Raw genomic sequence first — 20,874 nt, 5'->3', positions numbered from 1 at the left:
GCCGACGACCTCAGCGCGGACTACATCGTCCCCTCGCCGCTGGATCCGCGGGTCGCCCCCGAGGTCAGCGCGGCGGTGTCGAAGGCCGCTCGTGCCGAAGGTGTGGCCACCGCACAAACCGGTGCACCGTGATGGTCCTATAGATCGGCAAGAGGCCATTTTGGATCGTGGGCGATCTTGAAGCTGTCGCCGGGGGGCAGCAACAGCGACCCTAACGGCCACTGTCAACGGCTCGATCGTGCCGGCCGCAACGGCTTCAGCCTCGTCGAAGGCCAGGTCGCCGGTGAGACCGTTGATGACTGCCGGATCGTTGAGCGCAGCACACGACCCTTCAACCGCCAGGGCACACCCGTCACGATCTCTACAGCCACGTCGATCGAGGTGTGAATTTTGGCGTGGTAGGTGCCTGTTTGGTGGCATTGGTGTTCGGTCGGTCTGGTTCTGCACGGGGGAGTGGAGCCTGGCCGGCTTGCTGAAAACTGACCAGTCTCCGATTTTTTATGCAGGGTTCGTTCGGTCAGCGGTTGAACGGTCTAGAAGAAGCCGATGACTACCGGCTGGACGTGAGGTGCCTAGATCGTCAGTTTGGCGCCCTTGGTGATGTAGCTCAGGATGCGGTACATCGGGGTCCAGGCGTCGGCGCCTGGACCCCGATCGAGTTTTAGGCCATCTACACCGCCGCGTCGGCGGCCAGAAACCAGTCAATTGCGTTGGCAACCGGAGTCTGTGTAGACCTCTGTGTCCTCGGGCAAGTCTGCGGCACTATGTGTGGGGTATCTGCCGGTGGCGTTCGCTCGCGTGTCTGACGTGCGACTGTTCGTGTGGCGCCAGTTGGTTAGGGGGAGCTTGGCTCTTCCTGATGAGGTCTTCCAGCCGAGCTACAGTGGGCCGCGCTCGTGTGAGCACGGCCCGTCTTTTCGCGTCAGGGGTCAGTTCTTGCGTGTGGTGATCTCTTCGGTGAGCTGCGGGGCGACGGTGAACAGGTCTCCGACGACGCCGTAGTCGGCGATGTCGAAGATCGGCACCTCGGGGTCCTTGTTCACCGCGACGATGGTCTTGGAGGTTTGCATGCCCGCGCGGTGCTGGATCGCGCCGGAAATACCGAGGGCGATGTAGAGCTGTGGCGAGACCGTCTTACCGGTCTGGCCGACCTGGAACTGGTGCGGGTAGTAGCCCGAGTCCACCGCGGCACGCGAGGCGCCGACAGCGGCACCGAGGGTGTCGGCCAGCTTCTCCACGACCTCGAACGACTCGGCCGAACCGACACCACGACCACCCGAGACGACCACGGACGCTTCGGTGAGCTCGGGGCGGTCGCCGGCCTCGGCCGGCTGCCGACCGGTGATCTTGGCACCGGAGGAGGCCGGGACCTCGACCTGCTCGACCGCGGCGGCACCAGTGGCCTTCTCGGCCTCGATGGAGCCGGGCAGAACGGTGACCACCGGGGTGCCCTTGGTGACCTTCGCCTTGGCATCAAAGGTGCCACCGAACAGCGAGTGCGACGCCACGCCCTCACCGTCGATGTCCACGACCTCCGACAGCAGACCCGTGTCCAGGCGGATCGCCAGACGACCGGCGATCTCCTTGCCGTCGACCGAGGCGGCAACCAGCACCGCCGCCGGTGACGTCTGAGTGGTCAGGGATGCGAGTACTTCGACCTTCGGGGTGACGAGGACGTCGTCGACGCCGTTTCCTTCAGCGGCGTAGATCTTCTCGACACCGTAGGTAGCCAAGACCTCGGACAGCTTGGCTGTGGTGCCGGGCTCGCCCACCACCACAGCCGACGGCGAACCGATGCGGCGGGCAGCGGTGAGCAGTTCCAGCGTGACCTTCTTGACCTCGCCAGCGTGGTGGTCAACGAGGACCAGAACTTCAGTCATGGTGTTGTCTCCCTCGATCCTCGTCGGGTGTCAGAGCAGTTTTTCGCCGGCCAGGAACTCAGCGACGCCCACGCCGCCTTCGCCCTCGTCGGTGACCTTCACACCGCCGGACTTCGGCGGCTTCGGAGCGGACTCGACGACCTGGGAGCCGGCGCCTGCCAGGCCGACCTCGGAGGCGTCGATCCCCGCATCAGCCAGCGACAGCGCGCTCACCGGCTTCTTCTTCGCGGCCATGATGCCCTTGAACGACGGATACCGCGGCTCGTTGATCTTCTCCGTCACGCTGACCACGGCGGGCAGGCCGGACTCGACGGTCAGGATGCCCGCGTCGGTCTCGCGCTCGACCTTCACCGACGAACCGTCGGTCGCGACCTTGCGAGCGAAGGTCAGCTGCGGCCAGCCCAGCACCTCGGCGACCATCGCCGGCACCGCACCCGAGCGACCGTCGGTCGCCTCGTTGCCCGCGATCACCAGGTCGACACCCTCAACGGTGCCGATGACCTTCGCCAGCGCCTTGGCGGTGGCCGGCGCGTCGGTGCCGTGCAACGCCTCGTCGGACAGGTGCACCGCCTTGTCCGCACCCATCGACAGCGCCTTGCGGATGGCATCCGTGGCGCGATCCGGGCCCATGCACACGACGGTCACTTCGCCGCCCTGAGCCTCCTTGATCAACAGCGCCTCCTCCACGGCGCGCTCGTTGATCTCATCCAACACGGCATCCGCCGACTCGCGGTCCAACGTGTGATCCGCAGCAGACAGCTTCCGTTCGGAATACGTGTCGGGCACCTGCTTCACCAAAACGGCGATGTTCATAAGCGAACAAGACTCTCTCGTTGTGCGTTATCGGGCAGCGATTCCAGGAATCGGGTCCCTGTGGCGGGGTTTCGGGGCTGCGGTGTTCAGGTGGTGACGTCACGAGCCTGCATACCGCGGTTGTCAGGCGTTGAGGCCGCCTCGTTGGACGAGTTGGCGGACGATGACGTTGCGCTGGATCTCGTTGGTGCCTTCGCCGACGATCATTAGCGGGGCGTCGCGGAAGTAGCGTTCGACGTCGAATTCGGTGGAGTAGCCGTAGCCGCCGTGGACGCGGACGGCGTTGAGCGCGATGTCCATCGCCGTTTCGGAGGCGAAGAGCTTGGCCATTCCGGCTTCCATGTCCACGCGACGTCCGGCGTCGTACTCCTGGGCGGCGTGCAGGGTCAGCTGGCGAGCCGCGGCGAAGGACGTGGCCATGTCGGCCAGGTAGTTGCCGACGGACTGGTGCTTCCAGATGGGCTTGCCGAACGACTCGCGTTCCTGGGCGTAGTTCAGCGAGTCTTCCAGAGCGGCCCGTGCGACGCCGAGAGCGCGTCCGGCGACCTGCAGTCGTCCGGTCTCCAGACCCTTCATCATCTGTGAGAAGCCCTGGCCTTCGGTGCCGCCGAGGACGGCATCGGCGCCGACCCGGTGGTCGTCGAAGGACAATTCGCAGCTCTCGAGGCCCTTGTAGCCGAGCTTGGGCAGGTCGCGCGAGACCTCCAGTCCGGGGCCATGTTCGACCAGCAGGATCGAGATGCCCTTGTGGGTCGGAGTGGCGTCCGGGTCGGTCTTGCACAGCAGCGCGATCAGCTGCGACCTGCGGGCGTTGGTGATCCACGTCTTGGAGCCGTTGATCAGGTAACCGTCGTCGTCGCGGCGTGCGACTGTGCGCATGGCCTGCAGATCGGAGCCGCCTCCCGGTTCGGTCAGGGCCATGGTGGCCCGGATTTCCCCGGTTGCCATCTTCGGCAGGTAGTGGCGCTTCTGCTCCTCGGTGCCGAAGTGCAGCAGCAGCTTGGAGACCACGGTGTGGCCGCCCATGGCACCGGCCAGGCTCATCCAGCCACGCGCGAGCTCTTCGGTGATGAACACGTAGCACGGGGTGGACACCGGTGTGCCGCCGTACTCCTCAGGGATGGCCAGGCCGAAGATGCCGAGCTGCTTCATCTGCTCGATGAGGTCCTCGGGGTAGGTGTTGGCGTGTTCGAGCTCGTTGACGACCGGGCGCACATCCTTGTCGACGAAGTCGTGCACGGTGTTGACGATGAACTGCTCGTCCTCGGAGAGGATGTCGAGAGCGCTCACGATTGCTCCTTGATGATCTTCTGTGGACCGTCAGACGACGTTGTCGGCCCGCAGGCCGGCGATGTCGGACTCGGTGTAGCCGAGCCCGGTGAGGACGTCGTCGGTGTGCTGGCCGATGTCAGGAACGGCGTCCATGCGAGGTTCGATTCCGGCCAGGTCCGCGGGTGGGACCAGGGCCTGCACCACAGCCCCGGGGATCTGCACGTCGCGCCACCGGTTCCGGTCGCGCAGCACGGGATGCTCGAGGAACTCGGCGACGTCGTTGACGCCGGCGTTGGCGATGCCCGCCTGGTCCAGGATCTTCATGACCTCGCGGCTGCCGGAGCGGGCGAACCGCTCGCGCACCAGTGCGCTGAGCTCCTCGCGGTGGGCCACCCGGTCGGAGTTCGTCGCGAAGCGTGCATCCTCGACGAGGTCGGGGCGCTCGAGGAACTGCTCGCACAAAGCGACCCATTCGTGCTCGTTCTGGATGGAGAACAACACGTCCTTGCCGTCGGCTGCGGTGTAGGCGCCGTACGGGGCGATCGTGGCGTGCTGGGTTCCGAACCGCGCCGGCTGGGTGCCGCTGTGACGGGTGTAGTACGCGGGCTGGCTCATCCATTCCGCCAGCGCCTCGAACAGCGAAACCTCGACAGCCCGGGCCACGCCGGTGGTCGCACGGGTGAACAAGGCGGTGAGGATTCCCGAGTACGCGTACATCCCGGCGGAGATGTCGGCGACCGACACGCCGACGCGGGCCGAGGACTCCGGGTTTCCGGTCAGCGACACCAGCCCGGTCTGGCACTGCACGAGCAGGTCGTATGCCTTGCGGTCGGACCACGGTCCGTCCGTTCCGTAGCCGGAGACCGAGCAGGGGATCAACGACGGGAACCGCTCGGACAGCGACGCGGCGTCGAGGCCGAGCCGACTGGCCGCACCCGGTCCCAGGTTCTGCACGAACACATCGGCCTCGGCGAGCAGCTCGTCGAGAACATCCCGTCCCCGTGCGGACTTGAGATCCAGCGTGAGGGATTCCTTCGAGCGGTTCAGCCACACGAAATAGCTCGACTGGTCGTGCACGGTGGTGTCGTAGCGGCGCGCGAAGTCACCTCCGCCCGGGCGTTCGATCTTGATCACGCGGGCCCCCAGATCAGCGAGCTGTCGAGTGGCGAACGGTGCCGCCACCGCCTGCTCGATGCTGACCACCGTGATGCCCGCGAGCGGCAGATCACTCATGCGCTGACCTCCATTGGCCTGGTCTTCCGCGTTCGCGCCATGAGGAGCATCATGAGCTTTCATGAGATGGTTCGTGAAATAGCAATTTCTGATGCGGACATGCTCGGTGCGGATAGGAGGGAGTGGCCGTGGACGTCAAGCAGCTCAAGGCGCTTGTGACGGTGGCGGAGGTGGGCAGCGTCACCCGGGCCGCGGAAGTGCTGCACCTGGTCCAGCCCGCCGTGACCCGGCAGATCCGCACCCTGGAGCAGGAGCTCGGGATCCCGCTGTTCGAACGCACCCGGCAGGGAATGCGGCCCACTGAAGCCGGAACGGTCATGGTCGACCGCGCGCGGCGAGCGCTCAACGAGCTTGAACGCGCTCGCGTCGAGCTGCAGCCCACACCCGGTGTGGTCACCGGACTCGTCACCGTCGGCCTGCTCGAAAGCACGACCGACCTGCTGGCCGAGCCCCTGGTGTCAGTGATCGCCCAGAACCACCCCGGCATCGAGCTGCGGTTGATGACCGGTTATTCGGGGCATCTCCAGCAATGGCTCGACGAGGGCGACCTGGATCTGACGTTGCTCTACAACCTGCCCAGCACGCCCTCGCTCAACGCGCAGCCGCTGGTGCAGGAGAGCTTGTGGGCGGTGGCGCCGCCGTGGGACGCGCTGAGCCCGGACCGGCCCGTCCCCTTCGAAGAGGTCAGCACGCATCCGCTCGTGATGCCGGCCGCGGGCCACGCGTTGCGCACGTTGGTCGACGCGGCGGCCGCTCGGGCGAAGTCACAGTTGAACGCGGTCGTCCAGACGAACTCGATGTGGGTGCAGAAGCAGCTCGTTCAGGCTGGATACGGCTGGACCATCCTGCCCGCAGCAGGTATCGCCGCCGACGTCGCCCGGGGCGAGTTGAGCGCGGCCCCGCTGTGCGAGCCGGACGTGTACCGCTCGGTCGTGCTCGGAACCCAACGGGCGGGCCGTACGCCACCAGCGGTCGAAGTCGTCGTACGAGAGCTGACCGACCTCATCCACACCGCGGTGCGCCTGGGCAGATGGCCTTCGGCGCAGCTCGCGGAAAACGGCGTCGACGTGCGTCACGAGTAACCGCGTCGGCCGACCTCTTCGACCTGCTGCTCCGATGCCGTTGAGGAATGCAGCTATCACGGCTTTCTATTTCTCAACCCGATGCATAAGCGCACATGATGTGTGCCACCAACGGACCGAGCACCGGAGTCGAATCGGATGCCCCAGGAACACCCATCGCCACCTGCATGGCAGGAATCCATCTTCACGGCCCTGAAGAAGAGCGGCGTGGAGCAGGTCGCCTACGTGCCCGACGCCGGCCACTCCCACGTCATCACGCAGGCCCAGAAGGATCCCGCGATCCACGACGTCGTGCTGACCACCGAGGAGGAAGGCGTCGCCGTGGCCGGCGGTGCCTGGCTCGGCGGACAGCGCTGCGCGGTGCTGATGCAGAGCAGCGGCGTCGGCAACTGCGTGAACATGTTCTCGCTGCTGCAGATGTGCCAGTTCCCGTTCTTGACGCTGGTGACCATGCGCGGTGAGTACGCCGAGTTCAACCCGTGGCAGGGGCCCATGGCCCGCGCCACTCAGCAGGCCCTGGAACTCATGGGCATCACCGTCGTGCGCGTGGATCGACCCGAGGAGGTCGAGGACGCCGTCGAGGCCGCCCTCGACTCGGTCTTCGAAGCGGGCGAGCGGGTGGCGGTCCTGCTCGGTCAGAAGCTGATCGGCCGCAAGAAGTGGGAGCGCGACTGATGACCAACACCGAAACGCGCCTCGACCGGCGCCGATTCGTCGCCGACCTGATCGAGGGCATCCCCGACGTTCTCGTGGTGTCCGGCCTCGGATCGCCGAGCTACGACGTGTTCGCCGCAGGGGACCGCCCGGGCAACTTCTACCTGTGGGGAGCGATGGGAGCCGCCGTACCGATGGCTCTGGGACTCGCCCTCGCCCAGCCGGATCGATCCGTCGTGGCGATCACCGGCGACGGCGAGCACCTGATGGGAATCGGTTCCCTGGGCAGCGTCGGCGCAGTGCTGCCACCCAACCTCACGATCGTGGTGCTCGACAACGGCCACTTCGGCGAGACCGGGATGCAGGCCAGCCACAGCAGCCTCGGAACCGATCTCGTGGCCGTGGCCAAGGGTTTCGGCATCGACGAGGCATCACGGATCACCGAGGCGACCCAGATCGCCGAGCTCGCCTCGCGCATCCGCGCTCGATCGGCGACCTGCTACGCCCAGGTCCTCATCGCCACCGACGAGCCGACCCGAACACTGCCGCCCCGGGACAGCGTCGCGAACAAGAACACCTTCCGCGCAGCTCTCGGCCTGTCCACCTTCTAGCGCGCAGGAAGGGAGGTTCCCATGCAGCACTACACGATGTTCATCGACGGGGAGCACCACGAGCCCACCGGCGGCGAATGGTTCACCACCGACGACCCCTACCGCGGCGCACCCTGGGCCGAAGTCGCCAAGGGCAACGCGCACGACGTCGACGCGGCAGTGCAGGCAGCGGAACGCGCTCTGCGCACGGGTCCGTGGTCGGAGTTCACCGCGAGCCAGCGCGGCGCGCTGTTGCGCAACCTCGGTGACGTCATTGCCGATAACGCCCGGCAGCTGGCCGAGACCGAAGTGCGCGACAACGGCAAGCTCTTCACGGAGATGCACGGTCAACTGCAGTACGTGCCGCAGTGGTTCTACTACTACGGCGGGCTGGCCGACAAGGTCGAAGGCACCGTCGTTCCGATGGACAAGAAGGGCTTCTTCACCTACACGGCGAAGGAACCGGCCGGGGTCGTCGCGGTGATCACGCCGTGGAACTCGCCGCTGTTGCTGCTGGCGTGGAAGCTTGCTCCGGCGTTGGCCGCAGGATGCACGGTGGTGATCAAGCCCTCGGAGTTCACCTCGGCCTCGACGATCGAACTCGCGCGCCTGTTCCACGAGGCCGGCCTGCCGCCGGGCGTGGTCAACGTCGTCACCGGATTCGGTGGCGACGTCGGCTCCGCCCTGGTGGAGCACCCGCTGGTGCGCAAGATCAGCTTTACCGGGTCGGACGCCACCGGCCGCCGGATCAACGAGTCGGCCGCTCGGGACTTCAAGCACGTCAGTCTGGAACTGGGTGGGAAATCGCCCAACATCGTTTTCGCCGACGCAGACCTCGACGCGGCCGTCAACGGTGTGGTCTCCGGGATCTTCGCCGCGACCGGCCAGACCTGCATCGCCGGGTCGCGGTTGCTGGTGCAGGACAGCATCCACGACGAGGTCGTGCGCGCCGTGGTCGATCTGGCGGGGTCGGCCCGCATGGGCGACCCGATGGACGAATCGACCCAGGTCGGCCCCATCACCACGCCGACCCAGCACGCCAAGGTCCTCGACTACATCGACATCGCCCAGAGCGAAGGAGCACAGCTGGCTCTGGGAGGGAAGGTCGCGTCCGGCCCGGAGTGCGGCAGCGGCTGGTTCGTCGAACCGACGATCTTCACCGGTGTCAGCAACGACATGCGCATCGCGCAGGAGGAAGTCTTCGGCCCCGTCCTGGCCGTCATCCCGTTCCACGACGAGCAGGAGGCCGCCGCCCTCGCCAACGACAGCCGCTACGGCCTCGGCGCCGGAGTGTGGACCGGCGACATCGGACGCGCCTTCCGCATGTCCGAGCGCATCCGCTCCGGGACGGTGTGGGTCAACACCTACCGGGCGGTGAGCTACCTCGCGCCGTTCGGCGGCGTCAAGGACTCCGGCATCGGCCGTGAGAACGGCATCGGAGCCATCCACGAGTACCTCGAGGACAAGACCGTCTGGATCAACACCGAGGCGCCCACCGCGAACCCCTTCGTCATGCGCTGAAACCGCCCGCCACGAAACAACAACGTCCCCAGCGGCGAGAGCAATGGAGCTTCCCATGTCGCACAACGCCACACCCACGAGACGTGGTGTCACAGCCAACATCATGCGTGGTTGCCTGGGCAACCTGGTCGAATGGTACGACTGGTTCGTCTACGCCTCGTTCAGCATCTACTTCGCAGCCGCGTTCTTCCCGAAGGGCGACCAGACCGCGCAACTGCTGTCGGCGGCACTGGTGTTCGCCGTCGGTTTCTTCATGCGCCCGCTCGGCGGCTGGCTGCTGGGTCTCTACGGCGACCACTTCGGCCGACGCTCCGCACTGACCCTGTCGGTGACCTTGATGAGCGCCGGATCATTGACCATCGCGGTCACCCCCAGCTACGAGAGCATCGGCCTCATGGCGCCGATCCTGCTCGTCGTGGCGCGACTCGCGCAGGGTCTGTCCGTCGGCGGCGAATTCGGCTCCAGCGCGTCGTATCTCTCCGAGATCGCACCCAGCGGCCGACGGGGTTTCTACTCAAGCTTCAACTACGTGTCCATCACACTCGGCCAGCTCTCCGCCTTGGCCCTGATGATCGCGCTGCAGTCGGTGCTGGACGACCAGCAGATGGCCGCCTGGGGCTGGCGCATCCCGTTCGCCGTCGGCGCGGTCGCCGGCCTGGTCGTGATGTACCTGCGCCGGACCATGGAAGAATCCGAGCACTACAAGCAGGACAAGGCCCGCAGGGCCACTCCTGAGGCGAGCAAGGAACGACGGGGCCTGCTCGCCCTGATCACCGAGTACCCGCTCCAGGTGATCGCAGTTCTCGGGTTCACCGTCGGCGGCACGGTCGCCTTCTACACCTTCACCACCTACCTGCAGAAGTACCTGGTGAACACCGCAGGAATTCCGAAGCCGACCGCAGCGATCATCAACTTCTGCGCCTTGCTGGTCTTCATGGTGTTGCAGCCGTTGGTCGGCGCGTTGTCGGACCGCATCGGGCGGCGCCCTGTCATGTTCGGCTTCTCGATCGGTCTGATGGTGCTCACCGTGCCGCTCATGACCGTGCTCGGGCACACCAGCAGCCCCATCGTGGCGTTCCTGCTGATGGTCCTCGGGCTGACTTTCGTGTCCGGATACTCGGCGCTGTCGTCGATCATCAAGGCCGAAATGTTCCCGACCAAGGTCCGCGCGCTGGGAGTGGGGTTGTGCCACGCATTGATCACCGCCACGTTCGGCGGCATGACCGAGTCGATCGCCCTGACATTGAAGAAGGCCGGTGTCGAAGGCGCCTTCTTCTGGTACGTCACAGGGTGCATCGCCTTGACGTTCATCGCGACGTTGCTCGTGCGTGAGCCGTCCAAGCAGTCGCACCTGGACGACATCGATTCGGTGCCCGAAGAGCGTGAGCTGACTCAGGCTCAGTCGGAAAAATGATTCCGCATCGGCGGGCGTGCGCCGCAGCGCACGCCCGCCGATCAACGATGTGGAGGTCGCATGCCAACCGGTTCGATTCTGCTGGGAACTTACGTGGATTCGTGGGATCCGAGTCCGGTGACCGACGAGGAGGTGCTGTCGGCGGCACCGGTCGCGGCGTTGTCGGCTGTGCTGAACCAGTCGAAACCCGTTGCCGGAGCGGGAGAGCCGTTGCCTCCGCTGTGGCACTGGCTCCACTTCCTGCGCTGGCCGAACCAGGACGAGCTGGGCGAGGACGGTCACCCACGAGACGGGCACTTCTTGCCGCCGATCCCGCACCGGCAGCGCATGTTCGCCGGCGGCCGTTGCGAGATCGCCGAGCCGCTGAGCATCGGGGAACGCACCGAGCGGACCAGCAGCATCGCCAACGTCGCGGTCAAGCAGGGGCGGACCGGTGAGATGGTGTTCGTGACCCAGCGCAACGAGTTCCGCCAGCACGGTCGCACGTGTCTGGTCGAGGAGCAGGACATCGTGTACCGGTCCGGGAAGAGCGCGGGGGATCATCCCGCTGTGGTGGACACGTCGGCGACGCCGCAATCGGACGGGGACTGGCAGCTGACTGCGCAGCCTGATCCGGCATCGCTGTTCCGGTTCAGCGCGTTGACCGCCAACGCGCATCGCATCCACTACGACAGTCCGTACGTGCGGGACGAGGAGGGCTACCCGGGGCTGGTCGTGCACGGCCCGCTGCTGGCGGTGCTGATGCTGGAGCTGGTTCGGCGCAACGAACCGCGACGAGTGCGGTCGCTGTCGTTCCGGCTGCGCAGCCCCATTTTCGCAGGGGAACACATCGTGGCGTCCGGAAACCCTGCAGTCGATGGGGCGGTGTTGCAGGTCGCGACGCACCGGGATGCCCGGCACGCGACCGCGGAGGTGACGTTCGCGTGAGGCTGACCCGCGATCAGATCGCCACGGCCCGCAGTTTCCTGTTCGTGCCCGGCCACCGGCCCGACCGTTTCGACAAGGCCACCGCTTCAGGCGCCGACGTCGTGATCGTCGATCTCGAAGACGCCGTCGCCGTCGATGACAAGGACCGTGCGCGCGGCTACGTCTCGGAATGGCTGGAGCAGGGAAACGCCGCCCTGGTGCGCATCAATCCTTTCGGAACGCCCTGGTTCGAGGCCGATCTCGACACCGCGATGCGACACGGTTGCCCGATCATGGTGCCCAAGGCCGATTCCGTTGCCGCGCTGGCCGACCTCGGGCGCCGCACCGGAGGAAAGTGCGACCTGGTGGCGTTGGTCGAGACCGCCGCCGGAATCGAGCGCGCCAGCGAGGTGTGCGCCACCGCCGGAGTCGTCCGCTTGGCCTTCGGCAACGCCGACTTCGGAGCCGAGGTCGGCGTCGCACCCGACGACCACCTGGCGATGACGTACGCGCGGTCCAAGCTGGTCACCGCCTCAGCCGCAGCCAAACTGGCCCCACCCGTCGACGGCGTGACGATCTCGATCGAGGACACCGCGGCCCTGAGCGCGGATGTCAAGCACGCCCACCGCCTCGGCTTCACCGGCAAGCTGTGCATCCACCCGAGCCAGGTCCCGGTCGTGGCGGACGGGTTCGCCCCGTCCGAGAGCGAGCGGGAATGGGCCCGAGCCGTTGTCGAGGCCGGTGAATCGGTCACCCGCATGAACGGGCAGATGATCGACAAACCGTTGGTGGAACGCGCTCATCGAATACTCGGCACGTGAGGTGGCGCTAGGGAATGGTCGCGGCAGCCGTCTCGAGGTGGCGCGATGAAAGGTGTGCGGGGGGAGCCGAATGTTCGGAACGAGTGACCGGCGGGCTGCCCGTGCTCGGGCGCAGGACGGAACCGTCCTGGCTTACCAGTGCGAGGGGACCGGGCGACCGTTGGTGCTGCTGGCAGGGCAAGCCAACAACCACCACTGGTGGGATGGCGTACGTGCGGATTTCCACCCCACGCACACCACGATCACGGTCGATTACCGGGGCAGCGGCGACAGCGACAAGCCCGACGAGCACTACTCGACGCGGGACTTCGCCGATGACGTGATCGCCGTGCTGGATCACCTCGACATCTCCCGGGCCGATGTGTACGGGACGTCGATGGGCGGGCGGGTGGCGCAGTGGCTTGCGATTCGTCATCCGGATCGGGTTGGTCGCCTCGTACTCGGTTGCACCTCGCCAGGCGGGCCGAAGGCTGTGGAGCGCGATGCTTCCGCCCGGCGAGAACTCGCCCGAGCCGACGCGAGTGCAGTGCGGGAGTCGCTCCTGTCGATGATGTTCAACCCGGAGTGGCTCGCGTCGAATCCAGGCCCGCACACCGTGCTCGGCGATTCGGAGATGCCTGGCTATGCGCGTCGCCGCCATCTCGTGGCCAGCAACGAGCACAACGCGTGGGAGGCCCTTGAGCGGATCGAAGCACCGACCTTGGTGCTGCACGGTGATGCTGACCGCCTCACGCCGTGCGCCAACGTTCCGTTGCTCGAGTCCCGCATCCCCAACGTGCGCTCGCAGGTGTTTCCCGGCGCGCGGCACGCCTACTTCCAGGAATGCCGCCCCGAGGCGAGCACCGTGGTCGCTGAGTTCCTGGCGGACTAACTCAGAGCGAATGCCGATCCGATCGCGCCAGCGGGGCGGTGCCCGTACGGGACTCCGCGCGTGCATGCACCATGATGGCTTTCTGTTGTCCCGTCGCCGGCCTCGACCGACGATGGATGAGCTCGTCGGGTGCCCAAGTGAGATGTGGACGGAGATGGGACATGCGTGCAGCGCGTCTGTCGAAGCCGGGTGTGGTCGAGGTGTCGCACGTCGCGATCCCGGAGCCGGGTGCGGGGCAAGTCCTCGTGGAAATGCATTTCGCGTCAATCTGCGGGTCCGACGTGCATATCGTTTTCGACGAGATGCACAATCCGGACCGCCTCGGCAAACCTGGGTACCCCGGGCACGAGGGCGTCGGTGTCGTGGTTGGTGGAGAGTCGGAGCGCTTCCCGCCCGGCACTGCTGTCCTGACAGTTCCCGCCGGTGACCGCGGCGGGTGCTTCGCGGAGTTTCAAGTGGTGGACGAGAGCCAGCTCGTGCAGCTCGCGCCTGGCGCGGACCTGAGGAGGATGCTCCTCGCGCAGCAGCTCGGAACGACCATCTTCGCGATGAAGAAGTTCATCGGCCGTCGGGAACGTCCACGCGTCGCCGCGGTCATCGGTGCGGGCTCGGCTGGGTTGTTCTTCCTGCAGCAGGTGATTCGGCTGGGATGTGAAGCTGTCGTGGTGTCCGATCGCAACCGCGAGCGCCTCGCAGCGGCGAAGCAATTCGGTGCGACAGAGACCGTGCTCGCGCCTTGTGGATCCGTTGTCGATGCTGTTCACGAGCTCACGGGTGGATTCGGCGCGGATCTCGTCATCGAAGCCGCAGGCTACGACGCGTGCCGGGCCGAAGCGGTGGAAGCGGTGCGCGAGAAGGGCACGGTCGGTCTCTTCGGCTATCCCGAGCGGCGGGGGAGCTCCCCGTTTCCTGTGGAGCGGTGCTTCCGGAAGTCGCTCACCGTGGAGTGGATCAGCAAGACGCAGGCCGAGTCCGGGCTCGCATCATTCCGAGCCGCGGTCGAGCGCATCGTCAGCGGTGACATCGAAGTCGATCACTGCCTGACCAGCATGCACGAACTCGACGAGGCGCCGATGGCCATGCAACTGGCTCGAGACCACGGCGGCGGCGCAGCCAAAGTCGGGTTCGTCCTGGCGGCAGGTGCTGCTGAGCTGCAGGTCGAAATGACTAATGGAGACGAACTATAGGACCATTAGTCTCCACAAAACAAGCAAGCACTTGACCCTCTTACGCCAGGGTCCCCAACGCAACGGGAACAACTGAGGGCGACCTCGCGCTCATCCGTGCTCACGGCTGGGCCGAAGGCGGCGGAGTACGCATTCCCGACCTCTTCGGCATCACAGATGCTCCTATGTTTGTCAAGCTGCGGTCGCAGCGACGGCTGGTGAGCGTGTGTCAGTTTCGGGTCGTGGGAGGTTTGCGTAGATCTCGCGGGCGATGTAGCGCTTGAGGCAGCGGATGATCTCGCGTTTGCTGAGGCCTTCGGCGGTGCGGCGATCGACGTAGTCGCGGGTGGGTTGGTGGCGTCGTAACCGGACAATGGTGATGATGTAGAGGGCGCTGTTGGCGGCCCGGTCGCCGCTTCGGCTGAGGCGATGGCGGCCGGTTGTCCTGCCGCTGCTGGCCGGTTGTGGCGCGACACCGCAGAGTTTGGCGAAGGCGGCTTCGTTATGGATGCGCGAGGCGTTGTCGCCTGCGGTAACGAGGAACTGGCCGGCGAGTTCGGTGCTGACTCCGTGGAGCTCGATCAGTGCTGGCGCGGCCGCTTGCACGAGTGCTTCGAGCTGCCGATTCAGCCTTTTGATTTCCTCGTCGAGCGCCTTCCAGCGGCGGGCGAGGTCACGTAGGGCGCTTTTGACTCCGGCCATGAGCATGCGAGCGGGATCGTCGTGGAGTGCGACCAGGTTGTCGGTCTCGGGGCGAAGCCGCAAGCAGCGGTTGACCAGCGTGCGTTTGGTCAACACAACCAACTCGTCGCGAAGGGGGGAGGGCGCGCCGATCATGACTCCCCAGAGCGTGTTGAACGCCTGGGTGCGGGCCTTGACCGCGCCGGCGCGGGTCACTCGCAGGGTGCGGATCACCTCGACTGCACCGGATTTGGTCTTGGGAATGGCCGTGGAGGTCTGGCCGAGGACCGCACGCGCGATCTGTTCGGCATCGAGTTGGTCGGATTTACCGTCCATTCGCCGCGCGAGGCGGTTTGGCCGGTTGACTTCAACGACGCGCTGGCCGGCCGCGGTGAGTGCGCGGGTGAGGGTCGCACCGAACGAACCGGTGCTTTCCACCCCGATTGCGCGGATCTGGCCCTGTGATCGCATCCAGGTGAGAAGTGCCTGGTAGCCGTGGTCGTTTGCCGGGAACTCGTGGTGGCCGAGTAGCCGGCCGTGCTCGTCGATGGCGGCCGCATAATGCGTGTTCTTATGGGTGTCGACGCCACCGAAGACAATCGCCGCTTGAGTTGTCATGCTGGGTTCGCTCCTCCGTGAGGCCCGATCTGACGGACGGGGCCCGAACCGGCTGGGCGGAGCGACAAGTCTGTGACGGGGCTTCTGGTCCAAGCTCCTATCAGGTCAGATCCGTCTGGCCGGTGCAGGCCGCGGTGCTGCGCCAGGGCCGGCCGACAAATCGAACGCAGGACACCATGGTCATACCTTGGCCGGGGTCAGACCGGCCCCAGGCGCAACACCGACACCAGTCTTCACAGACTTTGCCGCAGGTGGTGGGATGGTGCGGTCGGGAGTTTTTCTGCACGATGTCGTGCCGTCGGAGTTCGTATTCGAGGTGGTTGCGGCCGCCGCGCCCGCCGGAGAGCCGTGTGGTGAACACCATCCCGTTATCGGTCAGCACTGAGGCTGGGAATCCGTGTGCCGCAGTGGTTTCGCGGAACGCCGTGAGCACGATCGGCCCGGTGATGCGGATGTGGGCGCCGATGTGCAGGGCGTAGCGGGAATGGTCATCAAGCCAGGTCAGGATCTCGGCGTCCCGGCCATCGGCCAGCCGGTGATGGGTGAAATCCGACTGCCATGTTTCGTTGGGCTGTGAGGCTTCGAATCGGATGTAGGAACTCTTGGGCCGTTTGCTCGGTTCGGGTGTCACCGCGGCGTGGGTGGTCAGGATCCGGTGGATCGTGGCCCGGGAGACCCGCACCTGGTGGTGATGGGTCAGGTGCCAGCCGATGGTGTCGGCTCCGGCGTCGTGGCCGGCCTCGGTGAGGTGTTTGCGCAGGGATAACACCAGCTCGACCGTGTCCGGGCCGATCGCGTTCGGCGAGTGGTGAGGCCGTCGTGAACGGGGTTCGAACGCTGCCTCGCCCTCTCGGTGGTAGCGGGCCATCAAGCGGCTGATCCAGCCCTGCGAAACCCCGTAGGTCCGGGCCACCTCCGACTGCGACGAACCGGCCAGCACGGCCGTGATGACCAAACGGCGCTTCGACATCGACCAGCATCACGCACACCACCCACACCACCAGCCACGCCATGCCGATGACCCAAGACATCCCATTCCGATGACGTGAGACACCCCATTCCGATGTCCTGAAACCACACACCGCCGTCCCGACCGGTGAGAGGGTTTCCGCAGGTCAGGGCCTGTGGAAGCCCTCTTTTTTGTTCTTGTTTCGCTTCCCGGAGTCAAGCGCGCCGCTCATGGACACCTTGACTACGGAGTTTTGAAATGTCTGTTTTTGATCTTGGAAAGCATCAAAATTCTGCACGCCCACCGCTGGCGCCACACCTGCGCTCATGAATGGAAGGCCGCCGGGGGAGACACTGGCGATCTGATGCTGGTGCTGGGCTGGAGCTCGGAGACCATGGCACGGCACTTGGAGAGGGCCTGCTTGGACCATTGGTGGCGTTGGCTGCCAGACAATTCCGGACCTGACCGTCGCCGGCCTGGGCATCGTCCATCTGAGCTGTGTTGTCGCTAGAGCAGAGCAAGACTTACCGTAAACGATCAATCCGGCTGACGGGGGCGATCCCCGAAAGATGACCTTGAGATCCGCTCCTGGTTGAGGTCGGGTCGGCGGGAACATCTCTTGATGGCCGAGCGGGGCGCGGATCCGTGCGTCGTTGCGTGGATACGGCGACCAATCGCTGACCCGCGAGCTCCGGCTGGACTCCATCGAACTCGCCGCGCCACCGATCTCCCGCCATCCGAAGCGATTTCGTTGAGCGGGTAGGTTTTATCGTGGCTTAAGCGTGCCTGGGACGCGCGCGGTCGTTCCAGGCAGGGGAGGTGGGAGGCACTTCTCGGCGGTAGATGCCGTGTAGCGGTGCTGGGGCGTACCGGTTAACTGCAGTCGCTATTTCGGCACGGCCGAACCGTGGCCCGACCCTCGGCTGCCCCTCGACGGGTGTGCAATCGGCTCGCCCATGAGGACGGGCCACTTCGTGGAACAAGCGGGAGAGGCGATCGGCAACGCTGCAGGAACGGCCGTCAATGGCCTTGCGTCCCTGGGCAATGCCGCGATCCATCATCCCGAGATGGTTCTGGGATTGGCCGGCGGTGCTGCACTGACCGCGGTCAGCGCAGCGGGCGTCGTGCTGGATGCGACCGGTGCGGGCGCGGTTGCCGGGGTCCCGCTCAACGTGGTCTCGACGGCATCGCCACCGGCGTCGGTATGATGGGCGTGGCGATGGCCGGGCTGGCTTCGGAAGCCGCTGGTGATGACGAAGTTCAACCCGTCGATACAGATGGTGCCGAGGCCGCGCCTGCGGAAGGGGCGCCGGCCAAGCCGCCTGAAGAGATCACCGGGATGACCAAGCGTGGTGAAGAGGAGCAGGAACTTTCCCAGCGCGTCGTCGATAAGACGACCACGCTCAGTCGGTTCGCATGGGCACCCGCCAGATCCGATACTGCGACATCAGCGGCACCGAGCACGACGTCGAAACCCACGAGATCAACATCGACCAGATGCGCGTGGAAATCGACCTCGCCGCCGACGAATACCGCAAACTCCTGCAACTCCTGCGGCCCTACCTCGACGCCGGGCGCATCGAAGCCTCCATGCCCGACCTCGGAGTCGCCGATCTGGCGGGGGGTCATGCGGCCGCGTCCGGTGGGGGAGAGGTAGGTCTGTCCGTCTTGGCCGGTGCGGTACTCCAGCTGGGAGTCGACGCGGTTAAAGCGGGTGCGGCCGCGCTGCCGGGTGCCTTCCCACTTCTCCACCTTGACGGCCAGTTCGCAGCAGGTGCAGGTCAGCCGGCGGATGAACAGGCCGTCGGAGTCGACCTCGGAGAAGTGGATCCCGGCCTGTCGGATGGTCGGGAACAGGTGGCGGCCGCGTTCGCGGCAGGCCAGGACTTCGTCGGTGACGCGGTCGACGTAGAGGTCGACGTCCTCGTCGGAGGCCTTGATGTAGCCGGTTTCCTGGTGTTGTTCACCTTGTGTCGACAGGACCTTCGGTAACTCGGTCACCTCGTCAGCCACCGCATGCTCCGTCCGTTTCTTGGTGTCCTGGTGATGCCGCACAGCCGTGTGGTTGGACCGCGGACTGCGGGTCGCTTAGGTGTTGTGGAATCACATTAGCGATTCCAACGTTGATCATCCACGGGTGCGACCCATCGTTGCAAGCTAGTCTGCGAGCCGAGAGTTCCTAGTGACACGATTCCGTCTGCTCAGGCGCGTCACCTGGCCATTGAGCAGGTGATAGCAGGGAGAACGCGAACGGATCGCCGGTGTCGGGTATCGGTTCGTTCGGAGGTGTACGCACCCTCGGAGAAAACCCGCTAGGCCTACGGTCACCACCGGTGATGTGCAGGGTCGTTGATGAAGTCGTTGGCCAGGAAGGCTGCCTGCGCCTGGTGATGCGTTCCGTCGCTTGTCAGATGCACGTGGCAACGTCAGATATTGCCGCTGTCTGAATGGCTTCCGTCAACGGCGGGTTCGGCTGAGTTCGCAGGTCCGGTGGCAGTAGTACGGAGTGGTTTGCGCCCAACCGGATTCACACACTCCGTCGGTGCTGATGGATGTGATCGAGAATGAGGAGGCTGGTGTTTGCGGGTCGCTGGCCCTAGACCACCACAGCAGGCGAGCGAGGTGGTTCAGGGCGTGACGGCGTCGTCGCGCAGCAGCCAGCGTGCTTGTTGTGATCGGTACCTGTGTCGTTGAAGCGCGCACCAGCCGACGTGTCCGCCCGCAGACAGGTTGATGTGGCGCAGTACTGAGCTTGCTGCGACTTCCGCGCTCCCCCATTCGAGTGCGAGTGCTCGACCGACGACGCACCGCCCGAAGCGCTGCGGCTTGATCCCGCGTGGTGGCCGGCCTGCGGCTCACACTCACCACGCTGGCGGCCACCCCCCATGCCCGTGTTCATGCTGAGCACGTACGGGTCTCGTAGCGCATCCGCCGTCCTGGCGTATCCCCTTTTCCGTAATGGTCGCCGTTTCCTCGGAAATGGCGCGAAAGGCGTTGAGGTGAACGATATTTCAGCACATATCGGTAATGGGTGGTTCAGGAATCGGATTCGGTTTGCGCTGCAGTGTCATCTCCTGGGGGTTTTCTGAGTCGCGTGTCCGGCGACTGCGTCGCGTATCGGTGTGCCGGGAGCGTTTCGTGAGGTCAGAGTGGTGCAGCGGTTCCGCTGCGTCGAGCAATGTGATCGCCATTTTGAAGTGCGGAGCGCCCGCCGTGCGATGAGGTGGCGGTTGAGGATGCGGTCGACTTTGCGGCGTCGAACCTGGTCGTGACGGTTGCTGTAGTCTTTTACAGTAGTGCTGTTCCATCGCTGGGTGTAGGGCTTGTGGGTGCCCTGGATGGATCGGCGGGTATGCGTTCGAGGCTCGGGCTAAGGAGGCAGGCGGCATGTCGACGAGTGATGCGAAGGAGACGCGGAAGCGTCGTCGTCGTGGCTCGATCAAGCCTGAGGACATCCTTGCCGGGGCCTTCGAGGTGGCACGACGCAGTTCGCTCGATGACCTGAGCATGCCGGTCCTGGCGGAGCACCTCGATGTTGGTGTGACCAGCATTTACTGGCACTTCCGCAAGAAGGACGACCTGCTCGATGCGATGACCGATGTGGCGGCGGAGGAGTTCGTGTCCCGCATGCCTGCGGTTCGCGCGGATCAGAGTTGGCAGGAGATGCTGGTCGAGTACTTCTGCACGGCGAGGGCGATTTGTCGCGAGGATGAGTTCCTGAGCGACCTGTTGTACACCCGCACGTCGACCTTCGGCCGCGATACCGCGCATCGCATCCTGGAGTTGATCGAGTCCGTCCTGGAGAAGCTCATCGCGGACGGGTTCACCTCGGAGAACGCGCTGAAGACCTACAACACCATCGCTGTGTACGTGCGAGGGGTGATCATCAACGATCGCATCCTTCATCTGGCGAACGCGCCGACGATCGATCCGGCCCGTCAGCGCCAGATGGCGGATTGGTCGGGGATGCCGGTTCTGTCGAGTCTCATCGATCATCATTCGCTCTCCGGGACGAGCGATGAGGACTTCAAGTTCGGTCTGAAGCGGTTGGTGTGTGGATTCGAGGACCTGCTGCGAGAGCAGAGCAAGGCCTCATCACGAGGCGAGGGGGGTGCTCGGTCGAAGGGGTCGGCCAAGCGCGCGCCCTCGAAGGGCAAGTAGGTCAGCCCGACTGCTTGTGGCTGGTGGTGCGTCCCGGGGAGTTCGTTCGAGGGTGGGAGCCCGCTGGGAGCGCGTCGTTCGGCGAGTTGTGGGAGTGGAGTGGCCGGGCGGAGCGGTCCCAGCCCGGCCACGGGCTCACATGTTCTGGGCGGCCTGCTTGATCGCCTGGCGGATCCGGCCGTAGGTGCCGCAGCGGCAGACGTTCTCGATCTTGTCGATGTCCGCGTCGGTCGGCTCGCTGG

Annotated in this window: 19 protein-coding genes and 2 pseudogenes; 13 read left to right on the top strand and 8 right to left on the bottom strand. The window is 65.6% G+C overall.

Features of this window, described 5'->3' with window-relative positions; translation table 11 throughout:
• Positions 1–132, top strand: a pseudogene (locus AB0J78_RS33240) (NAD-dependent malic enzyme); the annotation flags it as partial.
• Between the two features lie 45 nt (positions 133–177).
• Entirely contained in the window at positions 178–387 is a 210-nt protein-coding gene (locus tag AB0J78_RS33235; protein WP_363796012.1) for a hypothetical protein, read from the top strand.
• Positions 388–929: 542 nt separating this feature from the next.
• On the opposite strand, the gene AB0J78_RS33230 is transcribed toward AB0J78_RS33235, so the two are convergent.
• The 4 genes from AB0J78_RS33230 to AB0J78_RS33215 form a co-directional block, all read right to left on the bottom strand.
• Positions 930–1,880: an electron transfer flavoprotein subunit alpha/FixB family protein gene (locus tag AB0J78_RS33230; RefSeq protein WP_363796010.1), complete on the bottom strand. Its 951-nt coding sequence runs from the start codon at positions 1,878–1,880 to the stop codon at positions 930–932.
• A gap of 30 nt (positions 1,881–1,910) precedes the next feature.
• A complete protein-coding gene (locus AB0J78_RS33225; protein ID WP_363796008.1) occupies positions 1,911–2,693 on the bottom strand; it encodes an electron transfer flavoprotein subunit beta/FixA family protein in 783 nt (260 codons plus the stop codon).
• 123 nt (positions 2,694–2,816) lie between these two features.
• The gene (locus tag AB0J78_RS33220) at positions 2,817–3,983 is read right to left on the bottom strand and encodes an acyl-CoA dehydrogenase family protein (RefSeq protein ID WP_363796006.1); all 1,167 of its coding nucleotides are present in this window, start codon (positions 3,981–3,983) and stop codon (positions 2,817–2,819) included.
• A 30-nt stretch (positions 3,984–4,013) separates the two neighbouring features.
• Positions 4,014–5,198, bottom strand: coding sequence for a CaiB/BaiF CoA-transferase family protein (locus AB0J78_RS33215; RefSeq protein ID WP_363796004.1), 1,185 nt, complete (start codon positions 5,196–5,198; stop codon positions 4,014–4,016).
• Positions 5,199–5,326: 128 nt separating this feature from the next.
• On the opposite strand from AB0J78_RS33215, the gene AB0J78_RS33210 reads away from it, so the two are divergent.
• From AB0J78_RS33210 to AB0J78_RS33170, 9 genes are all read left to right on the top strand, one after another.
• Entirely contained in the window at positions 5,327–6,280 is a 954-nt protein-coding gene (locus tag AB0J78_RS33210) for a LysR substrate-binding domain-containing protein (protein WP_363796002.1), read from the top strand.
• Positions 6,281–6,487: 207 nt separating this feature from the next.
• Positions 6,488–6,955: a phosphonopyruvate decarboxylase gene (locus AB0J78_RS33205; protein ID WP_363796000.1), complete on the top strand. Its 468-nt coding sequence runs from the start codon at positions 6,488–6,490 to the stop codon at positions 6,953–6,955.
• Complete coding sequence (locus tag AB0J78_RS33200; protein ID WP_363795998.1) at positions 6,955–7,545, top strand: thiamine pyrophosphate-dependent enzyme; 591 nt, start codon at positions 6,955–6,957, stop codon at positions 7,543–7,545. Before AB0J78_RS33205 ends, AB0J78_RS33200 begins: the two co-directional genes overlap by 1 nt.
• 21 nt (positions 7,546–7,566) lie before the next feature.
• Entirely contained in the window at positions 7,567–9,045 is a 1,479-nt protein-coding gene (locus tag AB0J78_RS33195; RefSeq protein WP_363795996.1) for an aldehyde dehydrogenase, read from the top strand.
• Positions 9,046–9,100: 55 nt separating this feature from the next.
• A complete protein-coding gene (locus AB0J78_RS33190) occupies positions 9,101–10,459 on the top strand; it encodes an MFS transporter (protein WP_363795994.1) in 1,359 nt (452 codons plus the stop codon).
• Positions 10,460–10,576: 117 nt separating this feature from the next.
• Positions 10,577–11,386 (top strand): MaoC family dehydratase N-terminal domain-containing protein, encoded by an 810-nt coding sequence (locus AB0J78_RS33185; protein ID WP_363795992.1) that lies wholly within the window; start codon positions 10,577–10,579, stop codon positions 11,384–11,386.
• Entirely contained in the window at positions 11,383–12,186 is an 804-nt protein-coding gene (locus AB0J78_RS33180) for a CoA ester lyase (protein ID WP_363795990.1), read from the top strand. Before AB0J78_RS33185 ends, AB0J78_RS33180 begins: the two co-directional genes overlap by 4 nt.
• Positions 12,187–12,256: 70 nt before the next feature.
• Entirely contained in the window at positions 12,257–13,057 is an 801-nt protein-coding gene (locus tag AB0J78_RS33175) for an alpha/beta fold hydrolase (protein ID WP_363795988.1), read from the top strand.
• 161 nt (positions 13,058–13,218) lie between these two features.
• Positions 13,219–14,244: a zinc-binding dehydrogenase gene (locus tag AB0J78_RS33170; RefSeq protein WP_363795986.1), complete on the top strand. Its 1,026-nt coding sequence runs from the start codon at positions 13,219–13,221 to the stop codon at positions 14,242–14,244.
• 171 nt (positions 14,245–14,415) lie between these two features.
• Here AB0J78_RS33170 and AB0J78_RS33165 read toward each other — a convergent pair whose 3' ends face one another.
• Together AB0J78_RS33165 and AB0J78_RS33160 are read right to left on the bottom strand one after the other, a co-directional pair.
• Positions 14,416–15,522, bottom strand: a complete 1,107-nt coding sequence (locus AB0J78_RS33165; protein ID WP_363795984.1) for an IS110 family transposase — start codon at positions 15,520–15,522, stop codon at positions 14,416–14,418.
• A gap of 100 nt (positions 15,523–15,622) precedes the next feature.
• On the bottom strand, positions 15,623–16,492 hold the full coding sequence (locus tag AB0J78_RS33160) for a DDE-type integrase/transposase/recombinase (protein WP_363795982.1): 870 nt from the start codon (positions 16,490–16,492) through the stop codon (positions 15,623–15,625).
• 953 nt (positions 16,493–17,445) lie between these two features.
• Here AB0J78_RS33160 and AB0J78_RS33155 point away from each other — a divergent pair.
• The gene (locus tag AB0J78_RS33155; RefSeq protein WP_363795980.1) at positions 17,446–17,679 is read left to right on the top strand and encodes a hypothetical protein; all 234 of its coding nucleotides are present in this window, start codon (positions 17,446–17,448) and stop codon (positions 17,677–17,679) included.
• Between the two features lie 52 nt (positions 17,680–17,731).
• Here AB0J78_RS33155 and AB0J78_RS33150 read toward each other — a convergent pair whose 3' ends face one another.
• Positions 17,732–18,484: a hypothetical protein gene (locus AB0J78_RS33150; protein ID WP_363795978.1), complete on the bottom strand. Its 753-nt coding sequence runs from the start codon at positions 18,482–18,484 to the stop codon at positions 17,732–17,734.
• Between the two features lie 1,374 nt (positions 18,485–19,858).
• Here AB0J78_RS33150 and AB0J78_RS33145 point away from each other — a divergent pair.
• On the top strand, positions 19,859–20,632 hold the full coding sequence (locus tag AB0J78_RS33145; protein WP_363795976.1) for a TetR/AcrR family transcriptional regulator: 774 nt from the start codon (positions 19,859–19,861) through the stop codon (positions 20,630–20,632).
• A gap of 135 nt (positions 20,633–20,767) precedes the next feature.
• Here AB0J78_RS33145 and AB0J78_RS33140 read toward each other — a convergent pair.
• A pseudogene (locus AB0J78_RS33140) lies at positions 20,768–20,874 on the bottom strand ((2Fe-2S)-binding protein); the annotation flags it as partial.

It is taken from the genome of Saccharopolyspora sp. NPDC049426 (assembly GCF_040676935.1).
GTDB lineage: Bacteria > Actinomycetota > Actinomycetes > Mycobacteriales > Pseudonocardiaceae > Saccharopolyspora.
The sequence above is the reverse complement of the archived record's forward strand: the minus strand, read 5'-3'. Positions and strand labels throughout refer to the sequence as shown.

Coding starts and splice junctions, on each gene's coding strand:
- AB0J78_RS33230 (WP_363796010.1), bottom strand. CDS start 1,880: ATGACTGAAGTTCTGGTCCTCGTTGACCACCACGCTGGCGAGGTCAAG.
- AB0J78_RS33195 (WP_363795996.1), top strand. CDS start 7,567: ATGCAGCACTACACGATGTTCATCGACGGGGAGCACCACGAGCCCACC.
- AB0J78_RS33190 (WP_363795994.1), top strand. CDS start 9,101: ATGTCGCACAACGCCACACCCACGAGACGTGGTGTCACAGCCAACATC.
- AB0J78_RS33160 (WP_363795982.1), bottom strand. CDS start 16,492: ATGTCGAAGCGCCGTTTGGTCATCACGGCCGTGCTGGCCGGTTCGTCG.
- AB0J78_RS33165 (WP_363795984.1), bottom strand. CDS start 15,522: ATGACAACTCAAGCGGCGATTGTCTTCGGTGGCGTCGACACCCATAAG.
- AB0J78_RS33170 (WP_363795986.1), top strand. CDS start 13,219: ATGCGTGCAGCGCGTCTGTCGAAGCCGGGTGTGGTCGAGGTGTCGCAC.
- AB0J78_RS33145 (WP_363795976.1), top strand. CDS start 19,859: ATGTCGACGAGTGATGCGAAGGAGACGCGGAAGCGTCGTCGTCGTGGC.
- AB0J78_RS33225 (WP_363796008.1), bottom strand. CDS start 2,693: ATGAACATCGCCGTTTTGGTGAAGCAGGTGCCCGACACGTATTCCGAA.
- AB0J78_RS33215 (WP_363796004.1), bottom strand. CDS start 5,198: ATGAGTGATCTGCCGCTCGCGGGCATCACGGTGGTCAGCATCGAGCAG.
- AB0J78_RS33200 (WP_363795998.1), top strand. CDS start 6,955: ATGACCAACACCGAAACGCGCCTCGACCGGCGCCGATTCGTCGCCGAC.
- AB0J78_RS33175 (WP_363795988.1), top strand. CDS start 12,257: ATGTTCGGAACGAGTGACCGGCGGGCTGCCCGTGCTCGGGCGCAGGAC.